This window comes from Mitsuokella sp. oral taxon 131 str. W9106 (genome assembly GCF_000469545.1).
Taxonomy (GTDB): Bacteria; Bacillota; Negativicutes; order Selenomonadales; family Selenomonadaceae; genus AWVT01.
On sequence record NZ_KI273057.1, the window covers coordinates 49562 to 73212 of the forward strand.

The following is a 23651-nucleotide window of genomic DNA, read 5'->3' on the forward strand; positions in this document are numbered from 1 at the left end:
GCAGTATGCTGAACAGCATGACGGGATTCGGCTCTGCTTTGGCGGAGACGGATGCCTATAAGGTTTCAATAGAGGTACGTTCGGTCAACCAGCGTTTTTTCGAACTTAATTTTCGCATGGGGCATCAGCTCGCCGCATACGAAGCGGCGATGCGCAAGGAGATTCATGCCGCGCTGTCGCGTGGAAAGGTGGATGTCACAGTCAGTTTCATCGACAGGCGTGAGCAGGCGGCTAACGTCACACTTGACGAGAATTTGGCGCTTTCGTATCAGCAGGCACTCAACCGCATGAGCGACGTGCTTCGCCTGCCGCGTCCCGACGACGTCACAGCGATTGCCGCCTTTCCCGATATTCTTCGGATCGAGCGGGCGCAGGAGCTCGAAGGCTTGGAACCGATGCTCCTCAATGTGCTCCGCGAGGCACTCGTATCCCTCACGGCAATGCGAAGGGCGGAAGGAGCGAACATCGAGCGCGACTTTTTGGCGCGGCTCGATGTGCTCGCACATCTCACCGACTCGCTCGAAGCGCTTGCTCCCGAGATCGTGCAGGCGTACCGTACGCGCATAAAAGAGTTCTTGGACGAGCTACTTGCTGAACAGGATATTGATGATACGCGTATCGTACAGGAGATGGCGCTCTTCGCAGACAAGGTCAACTATACGGAAGAAGTCGTTCGGCTCAGAAGTCATTTCCAGCAGTTCCGCTCGATGCTGAGGCATGCGAAAGCACCGGTCGGACGCAAGCTCGACTTTCTCATACAGGAAATCAATCGCGAGGCGAATACGATCGGCTCAAAGGCGAACAGCACGCAGGCTGCAAGATATATCGTCGATATGAAAGGCGAGATCGAGAAACTCCGCGAGCAGGTACAGAACATTGAGTGACCACCGCAGCAATGAAAGGGATTTTGGATGGAAATCAAACTCATCAACATAGGATTCGGCAACTTCGTTTCGGCAAATCGCGTCATTGCGATCGTGAGTCCTGAGTCCGCGCCGATCAAACGCATCGTGCAGGAGGCGCGCGACGGCAGCCGTCTCATCGATGCGACGTACGGCCGCAGGACGCGCGCCGTCGTCATCATGGACAGCGACCACGTTGTCCTCTCTGCCGTTCAGCCGGAGACGGTCGCAAACCGCGTGATCGTGGACGAGGACGCAAAGAACAGGGACAAGGAAGAAAGCGAATGAGCAAAGGCCTATTGATCGTCGTATCCGGAGCATCCGGAACGGGAAAGGGGACAGTCTGCACCGAGCTCCTTCAAAAGACGCCTGCGCTCGCTTATTCGATTTCGGCGACGACGCGGACGCCACGGGAAGGGGAAGTCGATGGCAAGAACTACTACTTCCTCGACAAGGCGGCGTTCGAGAAGATGATTGCGGAGGGCGGCTTTTTGGAGTATGCGAACGTTTATGGCAACTACTACGGAACGCCTCTTGCAAAAATTGAGGAGCGGCGCGGGAAGGGGCAGGATATCCTGCTTGAGATTGATACGCAGGGAGCCCTGAACGTCATGAAGAAGTGCCCCGACGGCATATTCATCTTTCTTCTTCCGCCTTCGCTTGCCGAACTGGAGCGACGCATCCGCGGCCGTGGTACGGAGACAGAGGAGGTTCTTGCAAAACGCCTTAGTGCGGCAACTGAGGAAATCGAGCTCGGCCATAAGTACGGCTATGGGATCATCAACGATACCGTAGCGCATGCCGTTGAACGGATTCAGGCCATCGTGCTTGCAGAGCATTGCAAAAAAGAAAAAGATGAAATGATCGCAGAGGTGTTAAGGAAATGAAAGCTATCAATACGGAAATGAGCATGGTCAATCCTTCGACGGATGCACTGATGAAGAAGGTCGACAGCCGCTACGGGCTCGTCGTACTCGCGGCGAAACGTGCGCGTCAGCTCCTCGACGGTGATGAGGTCAAGGCAGAGCAAGCGCGCTCGACAAAGAACGTGACGAATGCTCTCGAGGAGATTGTCGAAGGCAAGATTTCCTACAAGGTCGCGAAGGAGAACCTCTAAGATGACATTTGCGGGCAAGAACATCGTGCTCGGCGTGACGGGGAGCATTGCGGCGTACAAGGCCGTCGAGATTGCGAGCCGCCTCAAGAAAGCGGGAGCCTCGATTCATGTCATCATGACGCGCGAAGCGAAAGAGTTCGTCACGGAACTTACATTCCGCGAGATCACGGGATGCCCCGTAGCCTCCAATATGTGGGATAAAGTGCATGCCTACAACGTCGAGCACATTGCGCTCGCAAAGCTTGCCGACCTCGTGCTCGTCGCGCCTGCGACGGCGAACGTCATTGCGAAGCTCGCCTGCGGCATTGCGGATGACATGCTGACGGCGACGCTGCTCGCGACGCGCGCGCCTATCGTCGTCGCACCTGCGATGAACACGAATATGTACGAAAATCGCATTACGCAGCGCAACCTTACGGAGCTGAAATCGCGCGGCATACAGGTCATTGAGCCGGCATCGGGGCAGCTCGCATGCGGTACATCGGGCAAGGGACGGCTCCCGGAGCCACATGAGATCATTGCGGCGTTAGAGGGGCTCATTTGTGCGGGGATGCCTCTTGCCGGAACGCGCATCCTCGTGACGGCAGGCGGCACGATCGAGCCGCTAGACCCCGTCCGCTACCTCGGCAACCGTTCAACGGGGCGCATGGGTTATGCGATCGCAGCGGAAGCAGTACGACGCGGTGCCGCGGTCACGCTCATATCAGGTCCGAGTGTGCTGCCAGAACCTGCCGGCGTATCGCGCACGATGGTCGAAACGGCACGCGAGATGCACGATGCCGTGCTCGCTGCCTACAACGATGTCGATGTCGTCATCAAGGCGGCGGCAGTTGCCGACTACCGCCCAAAGACCGCCGCAAAAAACAAGATAAAGAAGCAGGACGGGGAGATTACGCTGGTGCTCACGCGCAACCCCGACATACTCCTGGAGCTTGGCGAAAAAAAACAGCATCAGATTCTCGTCGGCTTTGCTGCTGAGACGCAGAATATCGAGCGGTACGCGCGGGAAAAGCTCCAAAAGAAAAACCTCGATTTTCTTGTCGCGAATGATGTTTCTGAGAAAGGGGCGGGGTTTGGCGTCGAGACGAACCACGTCAAGCTCTTCTCGGCGGATGGAAGCGTGCAGGAGTACCCGCTGATGCAGAAGCAGGAACTTGCCGGCATCATCCTGGATCACATCGCCGCCTGTCTCGAAGCGTGAACGCATAAAAGCGCAGGCTGCAAAGAAAATCCCAATAAATGTAAAAGGAACCGTCCAACATCGTTAGGCGGTTCCTTTTATGATATATCAGCTTTCTGCTGTGCTGTATGCCATCGTACATCAGATGGCGCGCTCGACCTTGCCGGAACGCAGGCAACGCGTGCAGACGTTGATGCGCTTGACCTCCCCGTCGACCATTGCGCGGACGCGCTGGATGTTCGGCTTCCAGGAACGCTTCGTCTTCAGGTGGGAGTGGCTGACGTTGTTGCCCGTCATCTCGCCCTTTGCGCAAACTTCACAAACATTTGCCATGTGTTACACCTCCTTACTCGCTGGGAACAATTGATCCCAAAACACAATATAAAGCATTTTATCATAAATCAGAATCTCATGCAAGCAGGAAACTTGACAGAATTGGTAAAATATGGTGTAGGTTATTTTACCACTGACCCGATAATAAAGAGATGTTTCTCTTAGAAGGAAAGTGTTATGCAAGACGTGTTTTCGAGTGCGGCGACATTCCTGCCGATTGCGCTGCTCGCATTTTTCTTGATCATCCTGCGCCGCAGCATTTGGGAGACGGCACTTTGGGGGCTTATCGGTGCCTTTGCGGTCGGGATGTTGGCATTTGCTGGCGTACCGGGGAAAATGGCGATTGCCGCTGTGCAAGGCGCGTGTCACTCTGCGCCGATTCTTCTCGTCATATTTCTGACGCTTTTGCTTTACAATGCAGCAGAGAACATGGGGCTTTTTGCGCGGCTTATCGAGTGGCTTCACCGCCAAACGGAGGATCCAGTGCTGCAGGCACTCCTCATCGGCTGGCTTTTCGTTCATCTGCTGCAGGGGGCGTCTGGATTCGGCATCCCCGTGCTGCTCTGCGCGCCGATCCTCGTCAAATGCGGCGTTTCGCCTGCGCGTGCCGTCTTTATCGCACAGCTTGGGCAGTGCTGGGGCAGCACATTCGGGACGTTTGCGCTCGGTTGGGAAGGGCTCTTGACGCAGATGACATTGCAGACGGAGGAGATCGCGGCGCTCGCGATCAGTGTGTCACATCTCTTTGCGCCGATCTGTGTCGTGACGGGCTGGATCATTGCATTCCTCATCGGTGGCTGGTGCGGCATGAAGCAGACGTTCCTGCTCGTGCTCGCTATCGGACTCATCCAATCCATCGTGCAGGATGCCTGCATTGCTTTTTTGAGCGTGAATCCAGCAAATTTCATCGCTGCATCTGCCGGCCTGCTCACATTTTTTCTTTGCCTCCGCGTGCGAGGTGAGACGAACGCGACAGATGAAAAAAAACGCGAGGGAAACCATCGCGCGTTGTGCACGGACATCAAGACGATAGGTTTCACTGCGCTCGTCTATGCCGTGCGGCGCACCGTTCTTGCAGGGCTTCCGATCACGCTTCTGCTCGCGATGGCAGCCGTGATGGTGATGACGGGACAGACGCAGGCAGCGGCAAGTGCCATCGCCACACTCGCGGGCAGAAGCTATCCGCTTTTCGCCGCCTACGTCGGCATGCTCGGTTCGTTCCTGACCGCGAGCAACCTTTCTTCGAATATCCTGTTCGGTGCATTTCAGGAGCAGGCGGCAGAGGTGCTGGGACTCAGCGCGATCCCGCTTCTCGCGCTCCAGACGACGGGCGGCGCGATCGGAACGATCCTATCGCCGAGCAATATCCTGCTCGGTACGTCTGCCGTCGACATCGTGGGGCAGGAGGGGCGCATCTTGCGCCGTACGTTCCTTACGGCTGTGCTCTTCGCATTCGGGATAGGGCTTTTCGCCATCGCGTACTTCGACGGATCTGGCTTATTTCTGTGCATATAGCGCGAAGAGCGGGAGGTCATCATATGCGAGCGCTGCATCGTGGTAGACGCGCGGTGCGATATCGGAATCGATCTTTGTGCGAAAGCCGAGGCTTTCAAGAAAGAAGGTGTCCCATGCAGGGCGACGATGCATGCTGATGCGCAGGCTTCCCTTGATTGCATTGCAAGTGGTGAGCTGTTCCTCCTGCACACCTGCATGGACGGATGCTTGGCTGCCGCTCTTCGAGAAGGTTTGCTCGCCGTAGTCCGAGTCGAAGTTCAGTAGGACGCCTCCCTTTTTGAGCACGCGATGCCACTCACGGTACGACTGCATGACGTCTGGAAGCGTCCAAGTGAGGTTTCGCGTGACGATGGCGTCGAAGCGCTCCGAGGAAAATGCGAGCTTCTGCGCGTTCATCTTCTGAAACGCCGCGCGCCGACCAAAGGCGAGACTGGCTGCCCTCGCTTCGTGGAGCATCTCCGCCGACATATCGATGCCCGTCACGGCATGCCCTTCGCCTGCGAGCAGGATTGCGAAAAAGCCGGAGCCTGTGCCGATATCGAGGATGCGCAGATGCTTCTTCTGCGGCAAGTGCTCGCGAAGCACGCCGAGCCATGCTGACGCATTTGGCCCGGATAGCTCCTGATGGCGGTGCGCGCTGAAATCGGCGCTGCGCCCATCCCAATACGCTTCGATCCGTGCGAAGATCGCCTCATCTTCATCGGACATTTCTTCATTTCTGCCTTGCATGTGATGCTCCTTGCCGCTTCTGTTCCGCATTCCGATCAAAGGCGTATGCGGGAATGTTTGGATCTTATATCATTATAGTGAATATCATTATAGCGAAGCCATCGAAATATTTTAACCCACAGCGGGGGTTTTCTATCCCCAGCTATGGGTTAAAATTTTTTATTCGTTTCGCTATAATAGGCAAAATAGGAATTATGACCGCGGAAAAGAGGGAATGTACTTGATGGGGCACTATGTCCGAAATCGCCTGCTGCAGCTCGTTCCGATTCTCTTTGGCATCACGGTTCTGACGTTTGCCATGATGCATTTTGCAGCAGGCGACGCCGTCGATATGATTTACGAGCAGTCGGGCGTCGTATCGGAGGAGATCAAGGCGGAGAAGCGGGCGGAGCTCGGGCTCGATCAGCCGCTTCCCGTGCAGTACGGCCGATGGGCAGAGGGCGTTCTGACAGGCGACCTGGGTCGCTCTTACATTTCGGGCAAGCCCGTTTGGGAAACATTCGCCGAGAAGCTGCCGAATACGGCGCTGCTGATGGTTGCGTCCGTTCTTGTGACGCTTCTTCTTGCCGTGCCGCTCGGCGTGATCGCCGCCGTCTTTCGGGGAAGTCTGTTCGATGCAGTGGTTCGCAGCGTCACTTTCGTTGGGAGTGCGCTGCCGAATTTCTTCGTCGGGCTTCTACTGCTTTACTTTTTTGCACTCAAGCTCGGCCTTCTGCCTGTCATGGGGAGAACGGAAGAGCCAGCAAGCCTCATCCTGCCGACGCTCACGCTCGTTTCCGCGATGGGCGCAAAGTACACGCGGCAGATTCGGGCTGCCGTCCTCGATGAGCTTGGCATGCCTTACGTGCTCGGTGCGCGCGCACGCGGCGTCGCAATGTGGCGCATTTTATGCTTCAGCGTGATGAAGTCGGCGTTTCCGATGATCTTGACGTTGCTCGCGCTCTCGGTCGGCTCGCTTCTCGGTGGCACGGCGATTGTCGAGACACTCTTTCTGTGGGACGGCGTCGGCAAGATGGCGGTCGATGCGATCCTCATGCGTGACTACCCGCTCATCGCCGCCTACGTCGTATGGATGGCGATCCTCTACGTTGCAGTGAACCTCGCGGCCGATCTTGTCTCGATGTGGGTCGATCCGCGCATGCGCATGGAGGAGCGCAGTGAGAAGGAGGGGGGCGCATGAGACGCTGTGAATGGCAGTCCCTTTTTCCGTATCTTCTTATGACCGGCGCGCTCCTCGCAGCCGTGATCCTCGCGCCTGTGCTCGCACCATGCGATCCGTACGCGCAGGATCTATCGGCGGCGCTTTTGCCTCCGTCTGCTACGTATCTTCTCGGCACGGATTCCTATGGCCGCGACGTTTTTTCGCGCGTCCTCGTCGGCGCGCAGACGACACTCGGTGCGACGCTTGTACTCGTCGCCGCTGCTGCGGTTTTTGGCTGTGTGGCCGGTGCAGCGGCAGGATTTTGCAGCGGATGGGTACGCACGGCGATCATGCGTGCCGCAGATGTATTTCTCGCCTTTCCCGCGCTCGTCTTTGCCGTCGCATTGGCGGGGGTGCTTGGCGGAGGACTGTTTCATGCGGCACTTGCGCTCGCGGCCATGAGCTGGCCAAAGTACGCCCGGCTCGCTTGCGCGCTCACGCGTTCCCTGTGCGCGATGCCTTTTTTGGCGGCAGCACGGATGGCAGGGGCGGGGCGCATGTGCATTCTTTGGTACCACGTTCTGCCAAATATAGGAGGGCCGCTTCTCGTTACAGCGGCACTCGATATCGGCACGGCGAGCATGGAGCTTGCGGGGCTTTCGTTCCTCGGACTTGGTGCAACGCCGCCGACGGCGGAGTGGGGCGCGATGATGGCGAACGGACGAAGTCTATTGCAGACGGCGCCGTGGGTCATCCTCGCGCCGGGAGCCGCGCTCTTCCTGAGCGTAGCCGTTTTCAATCTGCTCGGCGATGCGATGCGCGATGCACTTGATACGCGCTGTGATCAATGAGATACTACGTTGAATGGAGCATGACGATGAAGCGAAATGGTATGTGGGTTGCTGCTCTTCTCCTGCTTTGCACGATGATTTTGGGCGGCTGCGGCAAGGCGAATACAGCACAGGAAAAGACGTTTTCCTACGGCACGATGGCATACGGTACAGCGATGGAGAACGTCGGCACGAATCCGCACGAAGCGTATACGGGATGGAGCACGCTGCGCTACGGCATCGGTGAGACGCTCTTTCGCTTCGATGACAGGATGGAGCCCATGCCGTGGCTCGCCGCGCGATATGAGCAGGTGGATGACAATACGGTGCGTATCTTCATCCGCGACGATGTGACGTTTTCAAACGGCAGGAAGGTCACGGGCGAAGCGGTGAAAGCTTGCTTGGAAGATCTCGTGGAAAAGCACGACCGTGCGCCAAAAGACCTTAAGATGGATCGCATCGAGGCGGAGGATCAGACGGTGACGATCCACTGTCTCGAAAAAGTTCCGGCGCTCCGAAATTATCTTGCGGATCCCTACGCCTGCATCATCGACATGGAGGCGGGCGAGCATGATCGCATCGTCGTCGGCACGGGACCTTACGTGGCAGAGCGCGTGACCGATACGGAGCTCGATCTCGTAAAGAACAGGAATTACTGGGGCGGGACGAAGCCGAAGCTCGACCGCATCGTCGTGAAGAGCATCACCGACGGCGACACGCTGACGATGGCACTCCAAAACGGCGAGATCGATGCGGCACAGGGGCTTCCTTATGCGAGCTTGCCGCTTTTTCGGAACGCACCCGAAAAATTCAAGATGAGTCAAGCGGAGACGTCGCGCACGTATCAGGCTGCGTTTAACTTCAAGACGCCTGCGCTGCAGGATGTGCGCGTGCGCCGTGCCATCTGCATGGCGGTAGACAAGGAGAACTTTTCCAAGGTGCTTCTGCATGGAAACGGTGTGCCTGCCGTCGGCCCGTTCCCCGGAAATCTCGCGTACGGCGACGCGGCAGTAAAGGCACCCAAGTACGATCTGGTGGGTGCGCGCACACTGCTTCGCGAGGCGGGCTATGAGGATACGGACGGTGACGGGTACGTCGAAAAGGACGGCAAGCCGCTTGAACTTCGCTATCTTACCTACACCTCGCGGCAGGAGCTTCCGCTTCTCGCCGAGATGCTTCAGGCGAGTCTCAAAGAGATCGGTGTGAAGCTCACGGTCAACGCGACGGACAACTATCGGACATTTCTCAAAAACGGCGCATTTGACATCTTTTCAAATGCGATCGTGACAGCACCAACAGGCGATCCAGAATACTATTTGAGCGGGCATGTGCTGGCAGGAGCGGTCGAAAATAAGGGCGGCTATGAGAATGGACGCCTTTCCGCTCTCGCCGAGCAACTTCATAATACGTTCGGTGCGGCAGACCGTGCGGCGCTTGCCATACAGATGGAACAGCAGATACTGGATGACTGCGCGATTCTCTACGCCGCACATCTTCGCATGACTTTTGTCGTGAAGACAGGGGTCATGGGATTCACGGCACATCCGTCCGACTACTATGAGATTACTTCGGAACTGGATAAGGCGAATGAGTAATATTGTAGAAGCAGAAAACCTGAGTGTCTCGTATGCGGGAAAGGCGGCGCTTCATTCCGTTTCGTTTGCGGTCGTTGAGGGCGAGACACTCGCTGTCGTCGGCGAATCGGGCAGCGGGAAGAGCACGCTGCTTCGCGCGATCATGGGTCTCCTTCCGCGCAGTGCCTTCCGCGAAGGGATGCTTCGCATGGAGGGGTGCGATCTCGCAGCACTTTCGCCGCGCGAGCATCGCGCCGTCTGCGGCAGGGGCGTCACGATGGTCTTCCAGGATTCGGGCGCTTCGTTCTGTCCTGTCCGCACCGTCGGCGCGCAGATCGTGGAAGCTGTGCAGTCGCACGAAGCGGACGCAAAGAAGTCGATTATGGAACGGGCATCGTCGCTCATGGGAGAGATCGGGCTCGATCCGTCCGTCCTTTCGGCGTATCCATTTGAGCTGTCGGGAGGCATGGCGCAGCGTGTCGGCATCCTTGCGGCCATGGTGCTCGCGCCACGCCTCCTGCTTGCCGACGAGCCGACGGCATCGCTCGACTGCCATGCGCAGGAGCAGGTCTTGGATTTGCTGCTCAGGCTGAAGGCATCCCATCCCTTTAGCATGATCCTCGTCACGCACGATATGGGCGTTGCGCGGCACATGGCGGATCGCATTCTCGTCATGCGGGCAGGGAAGATCGTCGAAATAGGCACGCGCGAGGAAATCTTTGCGGCGCCGAAGTGTGCCTACACGAAGGCACTTCTTGCAGCGATGCCCATGATACGGAAAGGAACCGGAAAAGATGGAATCTGTGATTGAGGTCACGAACCTGCGAAAGTTCTATGCTGCACGATTTGGTAAAATGGGCGGGACGCGCGGCATTCGAGACGTCTCCTTTTCGATCCGCGCGGGCGAGTGCGTCGGACTCATCGGCGCGTCGGGCTGCGGCAAGAGCACGACGGCGCGACTCATTTTGCGCCTCTTGGAGCCGGATGCGGGGACGATTCACCTCATGGGGCGTGACGTCACACATGTGCGTGGGACGGAGCTCCGCGCGGTCTACGATGCGGCGCAGCTCATCTTTCAGCAGCCGCGCGAGTCGTTCGATCCTCGCAGAACGCTCGGATGGAGCGTCGCCGAGCCGCTTTGTACGCGCGGCGTAGCCAGCGAAGAGCGCATTCGGCGCGTGCGCTCGCTTTTGCATGAAGTTGGACTGGGAGAGGAAATCGCCCTGCGCTACCCGCATGAGGCGAGCGGCGGCGAATGTCAGCGGGCAGCGCTTGCCCGCGCGCTCGCTGCTGAACCTCGGCTCCTTGTCTGCGACGAGATTACGAGCGCGCTCGACACGATCATGCAGGTGCAGATCGTACAGATCGTAAAAGATCTTTGCAGAAAGAAAGGTCTCGCATGCCTATTCATCACGCATGACCGCGCGCTGCTCGAAGGACTTGCCGAGCGCATCCTGCAAATGGAGGATGGGAGAATTGCCGTGCAGCCTTAGTGTAATAATTCGTATAATAAAAATTCATTTTTAATCGCACGAAGGATCGCTTAAGAAGGAAGAGAATTCATTCGATAAAATAAGTTGAATAATAGCGATTTTTAACTCGGTAGAGGCTTTCCTGCCGAAGTGCGGGCAAAAAAGATGTGTCAGGATGGAAGCACTGGATGTATCCTTGCTATCTCGGCTAGAGCGGAACGCCGTAGTCAAAATAGCCCTATTTCGTATATGCAGGAAGGATCATAACAAGCTTGTTGGGGCGAGACCAAGAAGGAGCTCGGCCCGAAGGAAAAAGAGGAAGATTTTGAGATGAAGAGGAGCATACCGAAGGCACAAGCAAAGCCGTTTCTCCATAGTGGGGTATACGGCACTGCTTTTCACGGCCATGGCAGGGATGGCAGGCGCAGAGCCGAAGGCAACACATGCAGGAATGCCTGCTGTCATGGAACCGAAGCCGACAGATACTGCACAGGCTGCTGTTTCCGCACCAACCAAGAATGAAGCCAAGGTCACGATCAGGCAATACCGTTTTGACGGCACGTGGCCGCTCGAGCAAAAGGAGCTTATGGGACCGCTCGCGGACACGATCGGAAAATCCGTGACGTTTGCGGATCTCGAAAAGACGGCGAACGATCTCACGCATCTCCTGCGCAGGAAAGGCTATCTTGTCGCGACGGCCTACATCCCGATGCAGGATTTCGCAGATGGCACGGTGCATCTTGCCGTGATGATCGGGACTTTCGATGGGACGATCATCGAGAATAAGACGGGCGCGGCGGATCGCGTATTGAAACGTGAAATCCGCTCCGTACGAAAGGGACACTACATCGAGCGCGATCCGTTGGAACGCGGCATCCTCATCGCGGGCGACCTTCCGCGCACAGACATCAAGGCGTTCCTGAAGGCGGGCAAGGAGCGCGGCATGTCCGATCTCGTCCTGCAGGCGGAGCGCAAAGGCGAGGATTTCTGGGGATATGCGGGCTTCGACAACGGTGGCTACCGCTACACGGGAAAGTACCAGTACAGCCTGTTCATGAACTATGCGAATCCGTTTCACGCGGGCGACCTGCTTTCGATCGGCGGGGTATTCTCGGCGCAGGCGGGAGGTATGTGGAGCGGATCGATCTCATGGCAGAGCCCGATCCTAGTGCAGGGGCTGCGGCTTGGCATAAGTTACGGGCGTTCGCATTACGCGCTCGGCGGATCGTATGCGAGCCTTGATTACGCAGGGCAGTCGGATACGTTCAGCACGTGGCTGCAGTACAGTCTGCACAGAAGCAAGCCGTCGAGTGTCTATGCGTTGCTGCGCTACGACAACAAAAAGCTCTCGGACGGATCCGATGCCTATGATTTCCATACGCCAAAGACGGCTAGCGAATGGACGGTCGGCATAAATGGTGACGCAGAGGATAAATGGCACGGCGGCGGCAAGAACAACTACAGCCTGACCTACACGTGGGGGGATCTCTCCATCGATGACGAGCTGAGCTACGTGACGGACATGGCGCCGCTTGGCCCGCATACGTCGGGCGGGTTCGGCAAATGGAACCTCATGCTGACGCGCGACCAGCGCATTTCCGAGCGCGAGTCGCTCTGCCTCTCGTATCAGAGACAGTGGGCGCGCAAGAACCTCGATTCGTCGGAGAAGCTCTCGCTTGGCGGGCCGTACGGCGTGCGCGCCTATCCCGTCGGTAAAGCGTCGGGCGACGATGGCTGGCTTTGGAGCGCCGAGTACCGCGACACGCTGCCTAAGAAGGAAGGCGCGTCGGATATCTGGCAGCTGATTGCCTTCGTGGATGGTGGCCACGTTGGACTCTATCACGATTCGCGCGGTGACTACACGGGAAGCCGCTCGCTCTATGGCATGGGCATCGGCATCAACTGGAGCCGAAAGAGTCAGTGGGTCGGCCGTCTTCACTATGCGTGGCGCTTAGGACCAGAGCATGCAAAGGATTCCCGCGAGGATTCGCGTGGCAGGCTTTGGTTTCAGCTTTATCGCTTGTTTTCATGAAAATGAAACTGTACATAAAAGTAAGAGATTGCAGCTTGGATAAGGAGATCGAATGATGCGCATGACAAGAAAACGGGCTCGTAGGCTGCGTCGCAAGAAGGAGTCTGGCTCGCAGATCCTGCGCCGCAGTGCAGGACTGCTCCTCGGCGCAGGCCTGCTATTTGGTTCTTCGACGCAGACCCTCGCGATGCCGCAGGGCGGACAGGTCGCGGCAGGTGCGGCAGACATCGCGCGCAATGGCGCGGAGATGGCGATCCGTCAGATGACGCAGAATGCCGTTATCAACTGGCAGTCGTTCGGTATCGCAGCCGGCGAACGCGTGAATATTCTGCAGCCAAACGCACAGGCCGCACTCCTCAATCACGTGGTGGGCAATGATCCCTCCGCGATTTTTGGCGCACTCGCAGCAAATGGACGTGTCTTCGTCGTGAACCCTGCCGGCGTGCTCTTTGCGCCGGACTCACAGGTCAACGTCGGTTCGCTCGTTGCTTCGACGCTCAAGATCAGCGACGCGGATTTCATGGCGGGCCGCTACGCCTTTGCCGGCAATGCGCATAGCGGCAAAGTGCTCAATCAGGGCAAGCTCATCGCGGAACATGCGGGCGCGGTCGCGCTGCTCGCACCGCAAGTCGAAAATGACGGTGTCATCGTCGCGAAGAAGGGCAAGGTCGAACTCGCTGCCGGCACGAAGGTGGCACTCGACTTTACGGGGGACGGAACGGTTTCCGTACTGCCTTCGCAGGAAGCGATCGACGCCGCCGTGATGAACAAGGGACTCGTCGAGGCGGACGGCGGGCTTGTATTTCTCACGGCACAGACGGGGGAGGACCTCATTGGCTCCGCCGTCAATCAGGACGGCATCGTGCGTGCTCGCTCGCTTGACGGAAAGACTGGAACGGTACGGATGACGGCAAACGATGTCCGGCTCGGCAGCGGCTCTGCGACGGACGTCACGGGCGCACAGGGCGGCACGGTCGAAGCTGGCGGCGGCTGGCAGGGAGCGGGCTCGCTTTCCCATGCGAAAAACGTTACGATGGAGCAAGGCGCAAAGATTGATGCGTCGGCGAAGCAGGACGGCGGCGCGGGCGGCGTGGTCGCGCTTTGGTCGGACGGTGAGACGAAGTTCGCGGGCGAGATCGTGGCGCGCGGCAAGGGCGCGGGGGCAGGCGGCAGCATCGAGACATCAGGGCATCGCCTCACCGTCGAAGGGCTCGCGTCGGCAGCGTCCGACAGCGGCAGGGCGGGCAAGTGGCTGCTCGACCCGGCAAACGTCTTCATCGAAGCAGACAGCGTTACGCCGGCGCAGGCGGTTTCGGGCGGCACGAATACCTATACAGCAGATGATACGAAAATCCATGCGTCGCAGATCGAGTCGGTGCTCAATACAGGTACGGACGTTGAGATCGTCACGGGCTCGCCGACGAGTGGCCCGGAAGGCAACATCATGGTCAATGCACCGATTCACAAGACAGCGGGCAGCGACGTGAAGCTCACGCTCAAGGCGTGGCATAATATCGTCATCAATCGGGACATTGCATCGACTTCGGGCAAGCTTGGCTTCGACTTTCTTTCCGCTTCCGACGATAAGAACGGCGGCGGCTACATCCGCGTCAATGCCGTTCATCTCAATACGAACGGCGGGAATCTCCTGCTTCACGGCGGTACGAACCGCGATGGCGTTGACTACGCATCGAGCTCCTGGGATGCGGCGGGCATCCTGCTCAAGGGGACGACGATCGATACGAGTGGCGGCTCCGTCATACTGAAGGGCGTCACGAATCATGCCGGACATGGCGGCGTCCAGCTTGATGGAGCAACTATCACGGCAGGAAATACGGGTACAATCCAGCTTGTTTCGCGCAATGACGGCGGAGGGGACGATCTGTCGGTGGATTCCGCCTCGCACTTGCAGGCGGGCAGGATTGTGCTTGCTGCTGACAAAGCGAAGCTCGAAGGCGCGTTCCAAGGGATCGATTCTTCGCTCACGCCTGCGCCGGCGGCTGGTGCAACGGCAGAAATCACCGTCGCGCCGCGCACGGCAAGCCGCAACGTCAGCATCGGCGGCACGGGCACGAATGCGCTCAATCTCCCCGCTTCCTTCCTCGACGGAACGAAGGTGACGGGATTTGATGCGACCGCAATCGGTGCAGATGATGGCACGGGCACGGTCTCCATCGACGCGGCAGTCCATGCAGCGGGCAACCTCAAACTCCGGTCCCCGCATGGCAAGGTCGCAGTCAATCAGGCGGTCACGGTCGATCCCGGTCATGCACTGACGGTTGCAGCAGGCACTGAGGTCAAGGCACCGGGCAAGATTACGGCAGATGAAGTAAATCTTGAGGCGGATGACGCGAAGGTCGAGCTCACGGCGGCAAACGAGATCCAGACGGTTACAGGCAAGGCGGGGAGCCTCGCGCTCAAGAATGCGGTCGACATCGCGCTCGGCAAGGCGGGTACGCCGTCAGAAGGCCTCACGCTGAAGTCCGGCGCGAGCGAGGTGGAATCGGCGGGTGACATCACGGTTGCGGGCGACGGCGTTGCGTCGACGGGGACGGGAAGCCTAGCCCTCACGACGAGCACGGCAAAGCATGTCAGGCTCGAGCAGAACACTAAGATCAAGGGCACGGGGACGAACCAATTCGACCTTAAGGTCAGGACGGGAACGCTGGATCTCGCTTCGGGTGTGAAGATCGATGCGACGGGCGGCAAGGCCGACTTCGCAATCAACAAAATCAACCTTCCCGGAACGGAAACCGACCTCATTCAGAGCACGGACGGCGAAGTCAAGATCGATACGGCCGCAGCAGGCGGCGTGATTTCGATCGGTACGGCGACTCCGTCGGGGCTCGCTTTGGCTCGTCTTGATTTCATTGCCGCCGGCGCGAAAAACGTGGGCATTGGTTCGAAGGATACGGGCACTGTGACGATCGGAACGGCATCGGCAACGTCGCCGCTCGCCGTGGAGAGCGGCACGGGCATCGCATTGGAAGGCGGTACGGCAGGGTCGACCAATAAGGACTTCTCGCTTCGTGCGCCTTCGATTGCCTTTACGGGCGCACAGAGTCTCTCGGCTGGTTCCGGCAACCTTACGCTTGAGGCAGACACGATCACGAACTGGGCGAATGCGATGCCGTCGGGGACGGGAACCATCACGGTAAAACGCAAGACGAAGGGCTCGGACTACACGATTGGCGGCACAGGCACCTATCTTGACAATACGGTGCTCGCTAAGCTCAAGGCAGGCGGGTTCCATAACGTAGTCATTGGCGATAAGACGGATGCGGGCAAGCTAACGATTTCTTCCATCACGGATCTGCCGATCTATACGAGTCTCTTTTCCAAGGGCGGCATCCAATTCGACGGGCCGATCACGTCCGGCGAAGGCGCGGGAAAGACCCTCGGCGCCTACTCGGAAAACGGCATGACGGAAGGCGCGGGCAGTCCGCTTGCCGTCGACGATGTCCTGCTTTGGGGCAAGGGCGACTTTGTGCTTGACACGGTGCAAAACAAGATTCGTCATCTCGCGACAGATCTCTCCGATGGCAAGCTCGCACTATCGAATCTTGGCAGTCTCCAGACGGCAAGCGTCCAAAATCGCAATACGAATACGGCAGTTGCCGGTGTAGAGGCGAAAAATGTAAAGCTCGATGTCAATAGCGGCACGCTTGATATCGCGGAAAAGCTCAAGGCGACGGAGAAGGCGGATCTGAAGTCGGATTCCATGACGTTTGCACCAGGCAAGCTTGAGACGAAAAAGCTTCGCCTCAACAAGCAGACGAATACCGCGGATATCCAAATCGGCGGAACGGCATCCGGCGCATGGAATCTGAACGGCAGCAAGTTCGACGATCTAAAAGTCGGCGGGGAAGACTACCATGGCAATGTCAACGTCGCGGATACGACCTTTGCGGGCAATGCGGACATCGAGACGCACGATACGGCTGTGCCGAGCGGCAAGGGCAATGTCACGATGACGGGCAACAACCTCGTCGGAACGACGGCAGAGCCGAAGAATATGACGATCACGGCAGAGGGGGCGAAGCTTCCCGGCTCGAGCGACAAACTCGAAGTCAATAAGCTCACGCTGAATCTCAAGGGCGGGCTCGACCTCGGCAACGGCAAGGTCAAGGGACACGGTGAGCTCAAGCTCGGCGGCGTCGGTGCGACGCAGAATATCTTTGTGAGCGATACGTACAACCGTGTGACGGATCCGAATCCGGGCGGCTACAAGGTCTCTTATGGTACGGTCAACAATGTTCTTGCCGGCTTTGATGCGATCAACCTGGAAGGGCATCGGGACGTCTTCTTTGATGCGGGCGCACTCAAGGCATCCATCAACGTCAAGGCGGCTCGCGACATTGTTGTACGCGATGACGTCAACGTGAATGGTGCGGCTTCAACTGTAACCTTTGAGGCGGGACGCGACTTTAAGCTCGAAGACAATAAAAAGATTGATGTTGCGGGCGCGAAGAAGGAAACGGTGTTCAACGTCACCGCAAACCAGGATATTACATTCGGACAGAATGCAAAGGTCGAGCTCAAGACGCCGACAGGCATCGTAAAGCCGAGCGTCACAGCAAATCTGAAGACGAAAAATGGAAAGGTGACGTTTGGACAGAATGTTTCGTTTCAGATCCATACCAATGAAGCGGGAAGACTCGACGTCCAAGCGAAGGAAACAAAAGTCGAATCGGGCACTGAGATCGATACGGGCGGTGCAGGCACGTTTGCACTCAGCACGGATAAGCTGACGGATGCGACGGCGGGCACGAGCCCTAGCATTAAGGGCAAGGGTACGCTCGCCATTCAGCCGCTCACATCGGGGCATGCGATGCACATCGGCGACGGTGCGACAGCTTCGGCGGGAGAACTCGTCGTCACGAGCGACCAGCTCAACGGGCATCTTTTCGGGCAGGACTTCGTGAAGATGTTCCTCGGTTCCCATACGGATGCGCCGGGCAAGGCAGGCGTCGTAACCGTTGACGGGCTCAACCTGCAAAAGGCGTCGGGCAAAAAGGCAGTGGATGTCAGTCTCGCTGCAGGAAATGAGGTCAAGATCGGCGCGAGCGGCATGACGCTCGGCGACGGCGCGCGTCTCAACGTGCGTACGGACAAGCTCAGCAATCGGTCCGTCGGCACTGCAGCACGCGGCAAGATCTCCGTCGGCAATATGAGCTCGCTCCACGTCTACGTCAACAATATCGACGATCTGCAGGCGAGCGCCGGTGCGCCGGCTGTCGTCGGAAGCGGCGGCATCCTCGGGCTGCGCACGCTCGATGCGGGCAGGACACTCGCGCTTGGTGACGGCGTGACGGGCGACATGAAGATCACGAACAGCTTCATGAAGAACGTCGTCGGCAATGGCTTCAGCGAGTATGACTTCGGACAGGGCGGTGCAGACGGCGGCACGACGCAGGAAACGATCCATGTCGGAGACTTCGATCCCGGCGCAGATCGCAGCAAGCATACGTATCTTACGGCAAATCACATCGAGATCAAGGGCAAGTTCGTCCAGCACGGCACGGACAGCGTCATCCTTCGCTCGCGCGGTGACGTGAAAGAAGATGCTGCGGCCTCGCTCGAGGCGAAGAACCTGCGCCTCGAGTTCAAGGGAACGTATACGCTTGACAGCAAGAACAACAAGATCGGGACAATCGCAGCGAATCACGTCGGCGATGTCGCGATCACGTCGGATAAGCTTACGGTCGGTACGGTCACCCAGCCGGAAAAGATTGACAGCACGACGGTCACGATCCATCAGGCACCGCTGTATGGACTCAAAAGCACGGGCAATATCAAGCTCACGACGGACAGCCTGACGCTCGATAAAGAAATTCAGAGCACGGTCTCGGGCGCTTCTGCAGGTACGAAAACACTGACGATCGAGCAGAAGACGCCGTCCAGGGCACTCTACCTTGGCGCGGAGAACACGGCAGGCCTTTCCATCAAGGCGGACGCGCTCAGCGGCGCAAACAAGAAGATCGCAGACGGATTTAAGGAGATCGAGCTTGGACGTGCGGACGGCACGGGCAAGGCGTACGTTTCGGGAGAAGTGCATCTCGACAATCCGACGACGATCAATGGCCTCGGCGGGGTCGAATTCACGGGCGGGAAGATCGTCGGAAACAACAAGGATGTTGGGATTCGCGGCAAAAGGTTTAAGATGGATGCGGCGAGTGAGCTCACAGCAGGCTCTGGAAACCTTATGATCGCAGCCGACACGCTCGACATTGCGGGTGCACCGAACGGAAGCGCACGCGTGTACGGTTCTGGCAGGCTCAATGTCAAGACGCTCGATACGGCACGCGACCTTTACCTGCAGAAGGGAGCCAAGACGACGGATCCCGATGCTCTCGGCGGGCTCAATCTGTTCTCCGAGTACTTTGAGGATGACGATCCGGCACATGACGTGACGGATACGCGCGTTTTCCGTGACGGATTCTCGCTTATCACGATTGGTGACGAGAATGCAACCGGCAACCTCGTGCAGAGCGGTACGGTCGGCTTCACGGACCCGGTCAACATTGTGCAGGCACTTCATAGTGCTGCGGGCGGCGTAACGGTCAGTGGCTCGATTGACACGCATGGCAATGACTATTCGGTCAAGAGTCGCAAGGTCACGTTCTCGAAGGTGCATATCATCAATTACAAAGGAGGTCCGGGCACCGGACCGAGCGTTGGTCCGTACACCTACATTACGACAGATGAATTTGTTGTCGATGACGACAGCCATATCACGAGTGACGGCGTCGTTAAATTTTCGACGTATACGCCGGAAAAGAAGATTGACTTTGACACACCTGCGGCGTCAGCCGGCACAAATGATCCATTGAAACTCGACCCAAAGATTTTCTCGGGAACGGGTCTCCTCCGCACCGGCACGGTAAACGGGCATCCCGTAAGATTCCAAAACATCATCATCGGGGATGCTGGGGCTGGGGATATCAATCCTTCAGGACTCCGTGTCGGCAAGGGACTCACCGATGCGGTCACGCTGAAGTCAGGCGGCAAGGTCAGCGGAACGGGTGCAGTCACGGGCATTGATAAGCTCAATATCGAGGCGAACGAGGTCTCGCTCACCAATGAAAACAATCGGATTGGAAGCATCGGCAAGGTCAAGAGCGCGGGGAAATTCGAGCTCACGACGAAAGGCGGTGTGAAGCTCGATGGCTCCGTCGAAGCAGGGGCAGGAAAAGTCAAAATCACGAACAAGGATTCCGGCAATGTCATACTCGGCGAGCATGCCACGATTGCGACGACGAATAACACACCTGTCTACATCACGGCAGAAAATGGTCATTTCATCAACAACAGCACGAGCTCGAACCCCATTTCGGGCGGCAGGTTTGCGATCTCGACGAAGGATTCTGTCGGGGACAAGGAGGGCACGCTCAATCTGTACCTCAACTTCCATCGCTACGGTACGGCGTATGGCACGGAAAGCATTGCAGGCTATACGACAGGAAATGGATTCTTCTACTATGACCGCCCAACGGTCAGGATATACAGCGAGCGTCCGTACGGTGATGCGAATACGGCGTTCTTTACGAACGCAAAGTATCGGTTTGAAACGCAGCGTGTCGGCAACGAGTCAGCGGCCGACAAGGCAGCGCGCGATGCGCATGATGCGACAGCGCTGCATGCTTTGGAAATGCGCATCAAGGCAAATGGATACGGAACGACGGGTTGGGCGCATCTTGACGGCAGTACCCATGCGAATGCAAATATCGATGGAACCTTGCGCGCAGGAATGGGCGAATTCGGCAGCGAAGTCGCGGCAGGAGGAAAGAACCAAGTCGTGGCATTCAACAGCAATGCTACATCGAATCCGCTAAATTACAAGGTCGAGCTGGAGTATCGCGTAACGCCGCGTGAGCTCGCGCTGACAGCGAAAAGCAGGACGAAGACGTACGACGGTGTTTCGTACACGAACGGCGAAGGCTACACGGTTTCCGGGCTTACGAACGGCAATACCGAAGCGGGCGTCATCACGATGCATCGGCTCAAGTATGGCACGCTTGCCGTACCGAAGAATACGGACGGCACGATGAAGAAGAACGCCGAAGGCGCGTTTCACGCCGGAACGTACGGCATCGGCATTGCAGGCAGCGACGTCACGCTCAAGAATCCGGACTACCGCATCCAGTTCGTTGACGGCATCCTGACGGTCAATAAGAAGGCGATCACCGTAAAGCCGGACAATGCGACGCACGTCTACGGCGATTTGCCCGACTCGCTTCCAGGCGGTCTTGCGACGGGCAGCATGCTTGCGGCAGGAGATACACTTCAGGGACTCCGTGTACGCAATACCGGCTCGGCGGACGTCGGCAGCTATTCGAATGTGCTCACGGCGACGGGGGCGCATATCAGGAATGCAGCAGGCGTCGACGTGTCGAACGACTATGCGATCACAAGCGGCACGGCGAACCTTAGGATTACGCCGCGCACGGTCTATATCGATGCGGGGGCGAAGGAGCGCACGTACGGTGAGGCAAACTCGGCTGCTGCGTATTCGCACGGGCAGTACAGCGTCCGCAAGGCGGACGCGACGACGGGACTCGTCTACGGCGATACCATCGCAAGCGTTACGGAAGGCATTTCGCCATCGCTGACGAACACCTCGGACGCGGGTATGTATGTGGGAGCAGTCACGGCAAGCGGCGCATCGCTTCTCGATCCATCGAAGAACGGCAACTACAACTTTATCTATACGCCGGGTGAATTCATCATCAAGAAAAAGATGGTCACCGTCAAGGCGAACGATGCAACGGCTTCCTATAACGGCACGGCGTATACGGGCAACAACGGCGCGACGTACACGGGCTTCCTGTTCGGGCAGACGGAAAACACGGCGGCCGGCATGGCAGGTGCGCTTTCCTATGCGGCAAAGGGTGCGGACGGAAGCGCGGCAGTCCATGCGGGCAGTTACGACCTAGGCGTCACGGGCAATCTTTCCGCGACGAACTACGACTTTCAGTATGAAACGGGCAAACTGACGATCACGCCGCTTGCTCTGACCGTCAAGGCAAGCGACAAGATGCGTCTCTACGGACAGGATAATGGCACGTTTGTGGGTGCGGTTGTCGCAGGCATGCTTGCCGCCGGCGATACGCTTGGGCATCTCAATGTCACGACGCCTGCTACGCACGCGAGTGATGCCGGCAGCTACGCCATTGCATTGAACCCGGCCGGCGTTACGTTTGGCGCAGGGTCGCATGCAAAGGCAGGCGACTACACGATCACGACGCAAAGCGGCACACTGACCGTAATCCCGCGTCCGTTGACGCTCTATGCAGGCAGAAAGACGCGTGCGTACGGGGCGGCGAATTCGACGGCACAGTATGCAGCCGGCTCGAGCAAGTTCCGTGCAGATGGTCTTGTAAACGGCGATACGATTCGCGATGTGCAGGAGTACATCGATGCGAATGCGACGCTTACGGCAGACGCAGGTACGCCTAACCTCGCCGTTTCCCTTTTGGATGCGGGCGGCAACGCGCATCTTGTATTTGGCAAGGGAAAGGCATCGAACTACGCGATTTCGTATGTCGATGGCGAATTTTCGATTCTGCCGCGCCTCGTTTACATTGGGGCGAAAGATGCATCGCGTAAATACGGCGAGCCGAATCCGGCTGCCACTGCGTATGTACAGGCACCTACGGAAGACACGGGACTCGTCTTTGGCGCGCAGATCATAGGGCTTTCGGCTTCATACGATGCTTCTATGGGAGCACGCGCAAGTGCAGGAAAGCATGTGGGCGTCATTCATCCTTCGACGGATTGGACGTTCACGGGCGGCAATATGGCGAACTATCGCTTCCAGTATAAGCCGGGCGCACTGACGATTCAGGCAGCTGGTTTTCCGCCGAACACGCCAGAAGGTCGTGCGACGCAGGGAGCGATGTCGGCAATGAGCACAGTCAATCACGCAGTGAGCGGCGGATCTTCCGTATCAGGCGGCAGTTTTTTGCATGGTGTGCCAATCGGCTCGATCTCATCGGGCGGCGGAAACGTTCGATGGAATCCCTCCGGCATTCCCCGTATGGGGGCGAGTGGAACGGCATCGCCGGATAGCGTGGCAAACTCGTTGATCCCGACGACGCCGGGCAACGTCGCGATCCAGATTGGCGATCATGCCATGCAGCATCACGTCGCAATTGGGACTGATGGAAGCATTCGCGTGCAGCTCGGTCGCAGCGGACGTGGTGCAGGCGGCATTGGCGGCTCGGCGAGTGGGACGAGCGGCTCTACGGGGACGATGGGCAGCACTTCGAGCAGCACGCGTGGTTCTTCCGATGCTTCCAACGGGACACCAAGTAAATCGATGCGTTCCTCAATGTCGAGTACAGGTGACAATGCTGGCTACGATACACCGGATATGGGCGGCGCAGAAGAAGTGCACGGCAAGAAGAAGAACGTTATCCCCGTTCTCTTTACGGACGGTGATTCGAAACGCCTTGATGGCATGTACCAAGTGGAATACAGTTCACAGGAACTCTCCATCATTCCCTCGACGGAGAAGGCTCCAATTCCTTCTCCGGATGAGCTCGTCAACGGCGTTGAGAACGCTTTCCGCCTTGCATATCAGCAGCAAGGCGGCGAGTATGAGATCTTGTTCGGGAATGGCATCGTTGCCATCGTTCCGAAGAATGGAATGGCGTATGATCTCATTCATTCCGATGATCGTGCAGCAGAGCGTGCCTTGCTCGCGACGGGCGTCGTGACTGCCATTGAAGAGATGGGGGTCATGCCGGAACAGATTCGTGCCGTCTACATCTACACTGAGTACAAGAATTTGGGCAATGCATAAACAACCAGAAGCAGCGCAT

15 protein-coding genes are annotated in these 23651 nt (G+C 57.8%); 13 read left to right on the plus strand and 2 right to left on the minus strand.

Going from position 1 to position 23651, the window contains the following annotated elements:
- Positions 1–5 precede the first annotated feature (5 nt).
- From HMPREF1985_RS03535 to coaBC, 5 genes are read left to right on the plus strand one after another with little or no spacing between them, the layout of a single operon-like run.
- On the plus strand, positions 6–884 hold the full coding sequence (locus tag HMPREF1985_RS03535) for a YicC/YloC family endoribonuclease (RefSeq protein WP_021771094.1): 879 nt from the start codon (positions 6–8) through the stop codon (positions 882–884).
- Positions 885–911: 27 nt separating this feature from the next.
- Positions 912–1190 (plus strand): extracellular matrix/biofilm regulator RemA, encoded by a 279-nt coding sequence (remA, locus tag HMPREF1985_RS03540; RefSeq protein ID WP_021771095.1) that lies wholly within the window; start codon positions 912–914, stop codon positions 1188–1190.
- Positions 1187–1789 (plus strand): guanylate kinase, encoded by a 603-nt coding sequence (gmk, locus tag HMPREF1985_RS03545; protein WP_021771096.1) that lies wholly within the window; start codon positions 1187–1189, stop codon positions 1787–1789. The genes remA and gmk overlap by 4 nt, the downstream gene beginning before the upstream one ends.
- Positions 1786–2019, plus strand: a complete 234-nt coding sequence (gene rpoZ / locus HMPREF1985_RS03550) for a DNA-directed RNA polymerase subunit omega (protein WP_021771097.1) — start codon at positions 1786–1788, stop codon at positions 2017–2019. The genes gmk and rpoZ overlap by 4 nt, the downstream gene beginning before the upstream one ends.
- Position 2020: 1 nt before the next feature.
- Entirely contained in the window at positions 2021–3220 is a 1200-nt protein-coding gene (coaBC, locus tag HMPREF1985_RS03555; protein ID WP_021771098.1) for a bifunctional phosphopantothenoylcysteine decarboxylase/phosphopantothenate--cysteine ligase CoaBC, read from the plus strand.
- A 120-nt stretch (positions 3221–3340) separates the two neighbouring features.
- Here the strand turns inward: coaBC and rpmB are convergent, their stop codons facing one another.
- Positions 3341–3532 carry a 50S ribosomal protein L28 gene (gene rpmB, locus HMPREF1985_RS03560; RefSeq protein ID WP_021771099.1) on the minus strand — a complete coding sequence of 64 codons (192 nt, stop codon included), beginning with the start codon at positions 3530–3532 and terminating at the stop codon, positions 3341–3343.
- Positions 3533–3709: 177 nt separating this feature from the next.
- Here rpmB and HMPREF1985_RS03565 point away from each other — a divergent pair, with 177 nt between their 5' ends.
- Positions 3710–5047 carry an L-lactate permease gene (locus tag HMPREF1985_RS03565; RefSeq protein ID WP_021771100.1) on the plus strand — a complete coding sequence of 446 codons (1338 nt, stop codon included), beginning with the start codon at positions 3710–3712 and terminating at the stop codon, positions 5045–5047.
- Here the strand turns inward: HMPREF1985_RS03565 and HMPREF1985_RS03570 are convergent.
- Positions 5030–5776, minus strand: coding sequence for a class I SAM-dependent methyltransferase (locus HMPREF1985_RS03570; RefSeq protein WP_051349050.1), 747 nt, complete (start codon positions 5774–5776; stop codon positions 5030–5032). The two genes, HMPREF1985_RS03565 and HMPREF1985_RS03570, sit on opposite strands and share 18 nt — an antisense overlap.
- Positions 5777–5999: 223 nt before the next feature.
- Here HMPREF1985_RS03570 and HMPREF1985_RS03575 point away from each other — a divergent pair, with 223 nt between their 5' ends.
- The 7 genes from HMPREF1985_RS03575 to HMPREF1985_RS03605 all read left to right on the plus strand — a co-directional run bounded on the left by HMPREF1985_RS03575 (position 6000) and on the right by HMPREF1985_RS03605 (position 23632).
- Entirely contained in the window at positions 6000–6956 is a 957-nt protein-coding gene (locus tag HMPREF1985_RS03575) for an ABC transporter permease (protein WP_040636965.1), read from the plus strand.
- Positions 6953–7768: an ABC transporter permease gene (locus tag HMPREF1985_RS03580; RefSeq protein WP_021771103.1), complete on the plus strand. Its 816-nt coding sequence runs from the start codon at positions 6953–6955 to the stop codon at positions 7766–7768. The genes HMPREF1985_RS03575 and HMPREF1985_RS03580 overlap by 4 nt, the downstream gene beginning before the upstream one ends.
- 26 nt (positions 7769–7794) lie before the next feature.
- Positions 7795–9342 (plus strand): ABC transporter substrate-binding protein, encoded by a 1548-nt coding sequence (locus HMPREF1985_RS03585; protein WP_040636967.1) that lies wholly within the window; start codon positions 7795–7797, stop codon positions 9340–9342.
- Complete coding sequence (locus tag HMPREF1985_RS03590) at positions 9335–10132, plus strand: ABC transporter ATP-binding protein (RefSeq protein WP_021771105.1); 798 nt, start codon at positions 9335–9337, stop codon at positions 10130–10132. Before HMPREF1985_RS03585 ends, HMPREF1985_RS03590 begins: the two co-directional genes overlap by 8 nt.
- Entirely contained in the window at positions 10116–10814 is a 699-nt protein-coding gene (locus tag HMPREF1985_RS03595; RefSeq protein WP_051349052.1) for an ATP-binding cassette domain-containing protein, read from the plus strand. The genes HMPREF1985_RS03590 and HMPREF1985_RS03595 overlap by 17 nt, the downstream gene beginning before the upstream one ends.
- A gap of 355 nt (positions 10815–11169) precedes the next feature.
- Positions 11170–12825 (plus strand): ShlB/FhaC/HecB family hemolysin secretion/activation protein, encoded by a 1656-nt coding sequence (locus tag HMPREF1985_RS03600; protein WP_051349053.1) that lies wholly within the window; start codon positions 11170–11172, stop codon positions 12823–12825.
- A 61-nt stretch (positions 12826–12886) separates the two neighbouring features.
- Entirely contained in the window at positions 12887–23632 is a 10746-nt protein-coding gene (locus HMPREF1985_RS03605; protein ID WP_196805315.1) for an MBG domain-containing protein, read from the plus strand.
- Positions 23633–23651: the final 19 nt, after the last annotated feature.

Coding starts and splice junctions, on each gene's coding strand:
- HMPREF1985_RS03535 (WP_021771094.1), top strand. CDS start 6: ATGCTGAACAGCATGACGGGATTCGGCTCTGCTTTGGCGGAGACGGAT.
- remA (WP_021771095.1), top strand. CDS start 912: ATGGAAATCAAACTCATCAACATAGGATTCGGCAACTTCGTTTCGGCA.
- gmk (WP_021771096.1), top strand. CDS start 1,187: ATGAGCAAAGGCCTATTGATCGTCGTATCCGGAGCATCCGGAACGGGA.
- rpoZ (WP_021771097.1), top strand. CDS start 1,786: ATGAAAGCTATCAATACGGAAATGAGCATGGTCAATCCTTCGACGGAT.
- coaBC (WP_021771098.1), top strand. CDS start 2,021: ATGACATTTGCGGGCAAGAACATCGTGCTCGGCGTGACGGGGAGCATT.
- rpmB (WP_021771099.1), bottom strand. CDS start 3,532: ATGGCAAATGTTTGTGAAGTTTGCGCAAAGGGCGAGATGACGGGCAAC.
- HMPREF1985_RS03565 (WP_021771100.1), top strand. CDS start 3,710: ATGCAAGACGTGTTTTCGAGTGCGGCGACATTCCTGCCGATTGCGCTG.
- HMPREF1985_RS03570 (WP_051349050.1), bottom strand. CDS start 5,776: ATGCAAGGCAGAAATGAAGAAATGTCCGATGAAGATGAGGCGATCTTC.
- HMPREF1985_RS03575 (WP_040636965.1), top strand. CDS start 6,000: ATGGGGCACTATGTCCGAAATCGCCTGCTGCAGCTCGTTCCGATTCTC.
- HMPREF1985_RS03580 (WP_021771103.1), top strand. CDS start 6,953: ATGAGACGCTGTGAATGGCAGTCCCTTTTTCCGTATCTTCTTATGACC.
- HMPREF1985_RS03585 (WP_040636967.1), top strand. CDS start 7,795: ATGAAGCGAAATGGTATGTGGGTTGCTGCTCTTCTCCTGCTTTGCACG.
- HMPREF1985_RS03590 (WP_021771105.1), top strand. CDS start 9,335: ATGAGTAATATTGTAGAAGCAGAAAACCTGAGTGTCTCGTATGCGGGA.
- HMPREF1985_RS03595 (WP_051349052.1), top strand. CDS start 10,116: ATGGAATCTGTGATTGAGGTCACGAACCTGCGAAAGTTCTATGCTGCA.
- HMPREF1985_RS03605 (WP_196805315.1), top strand. CDS start 12,887: ATGACAAGAAAACGGGCTCGTAGGCTGCGTCGCAAGAAGGAGTCTGGC.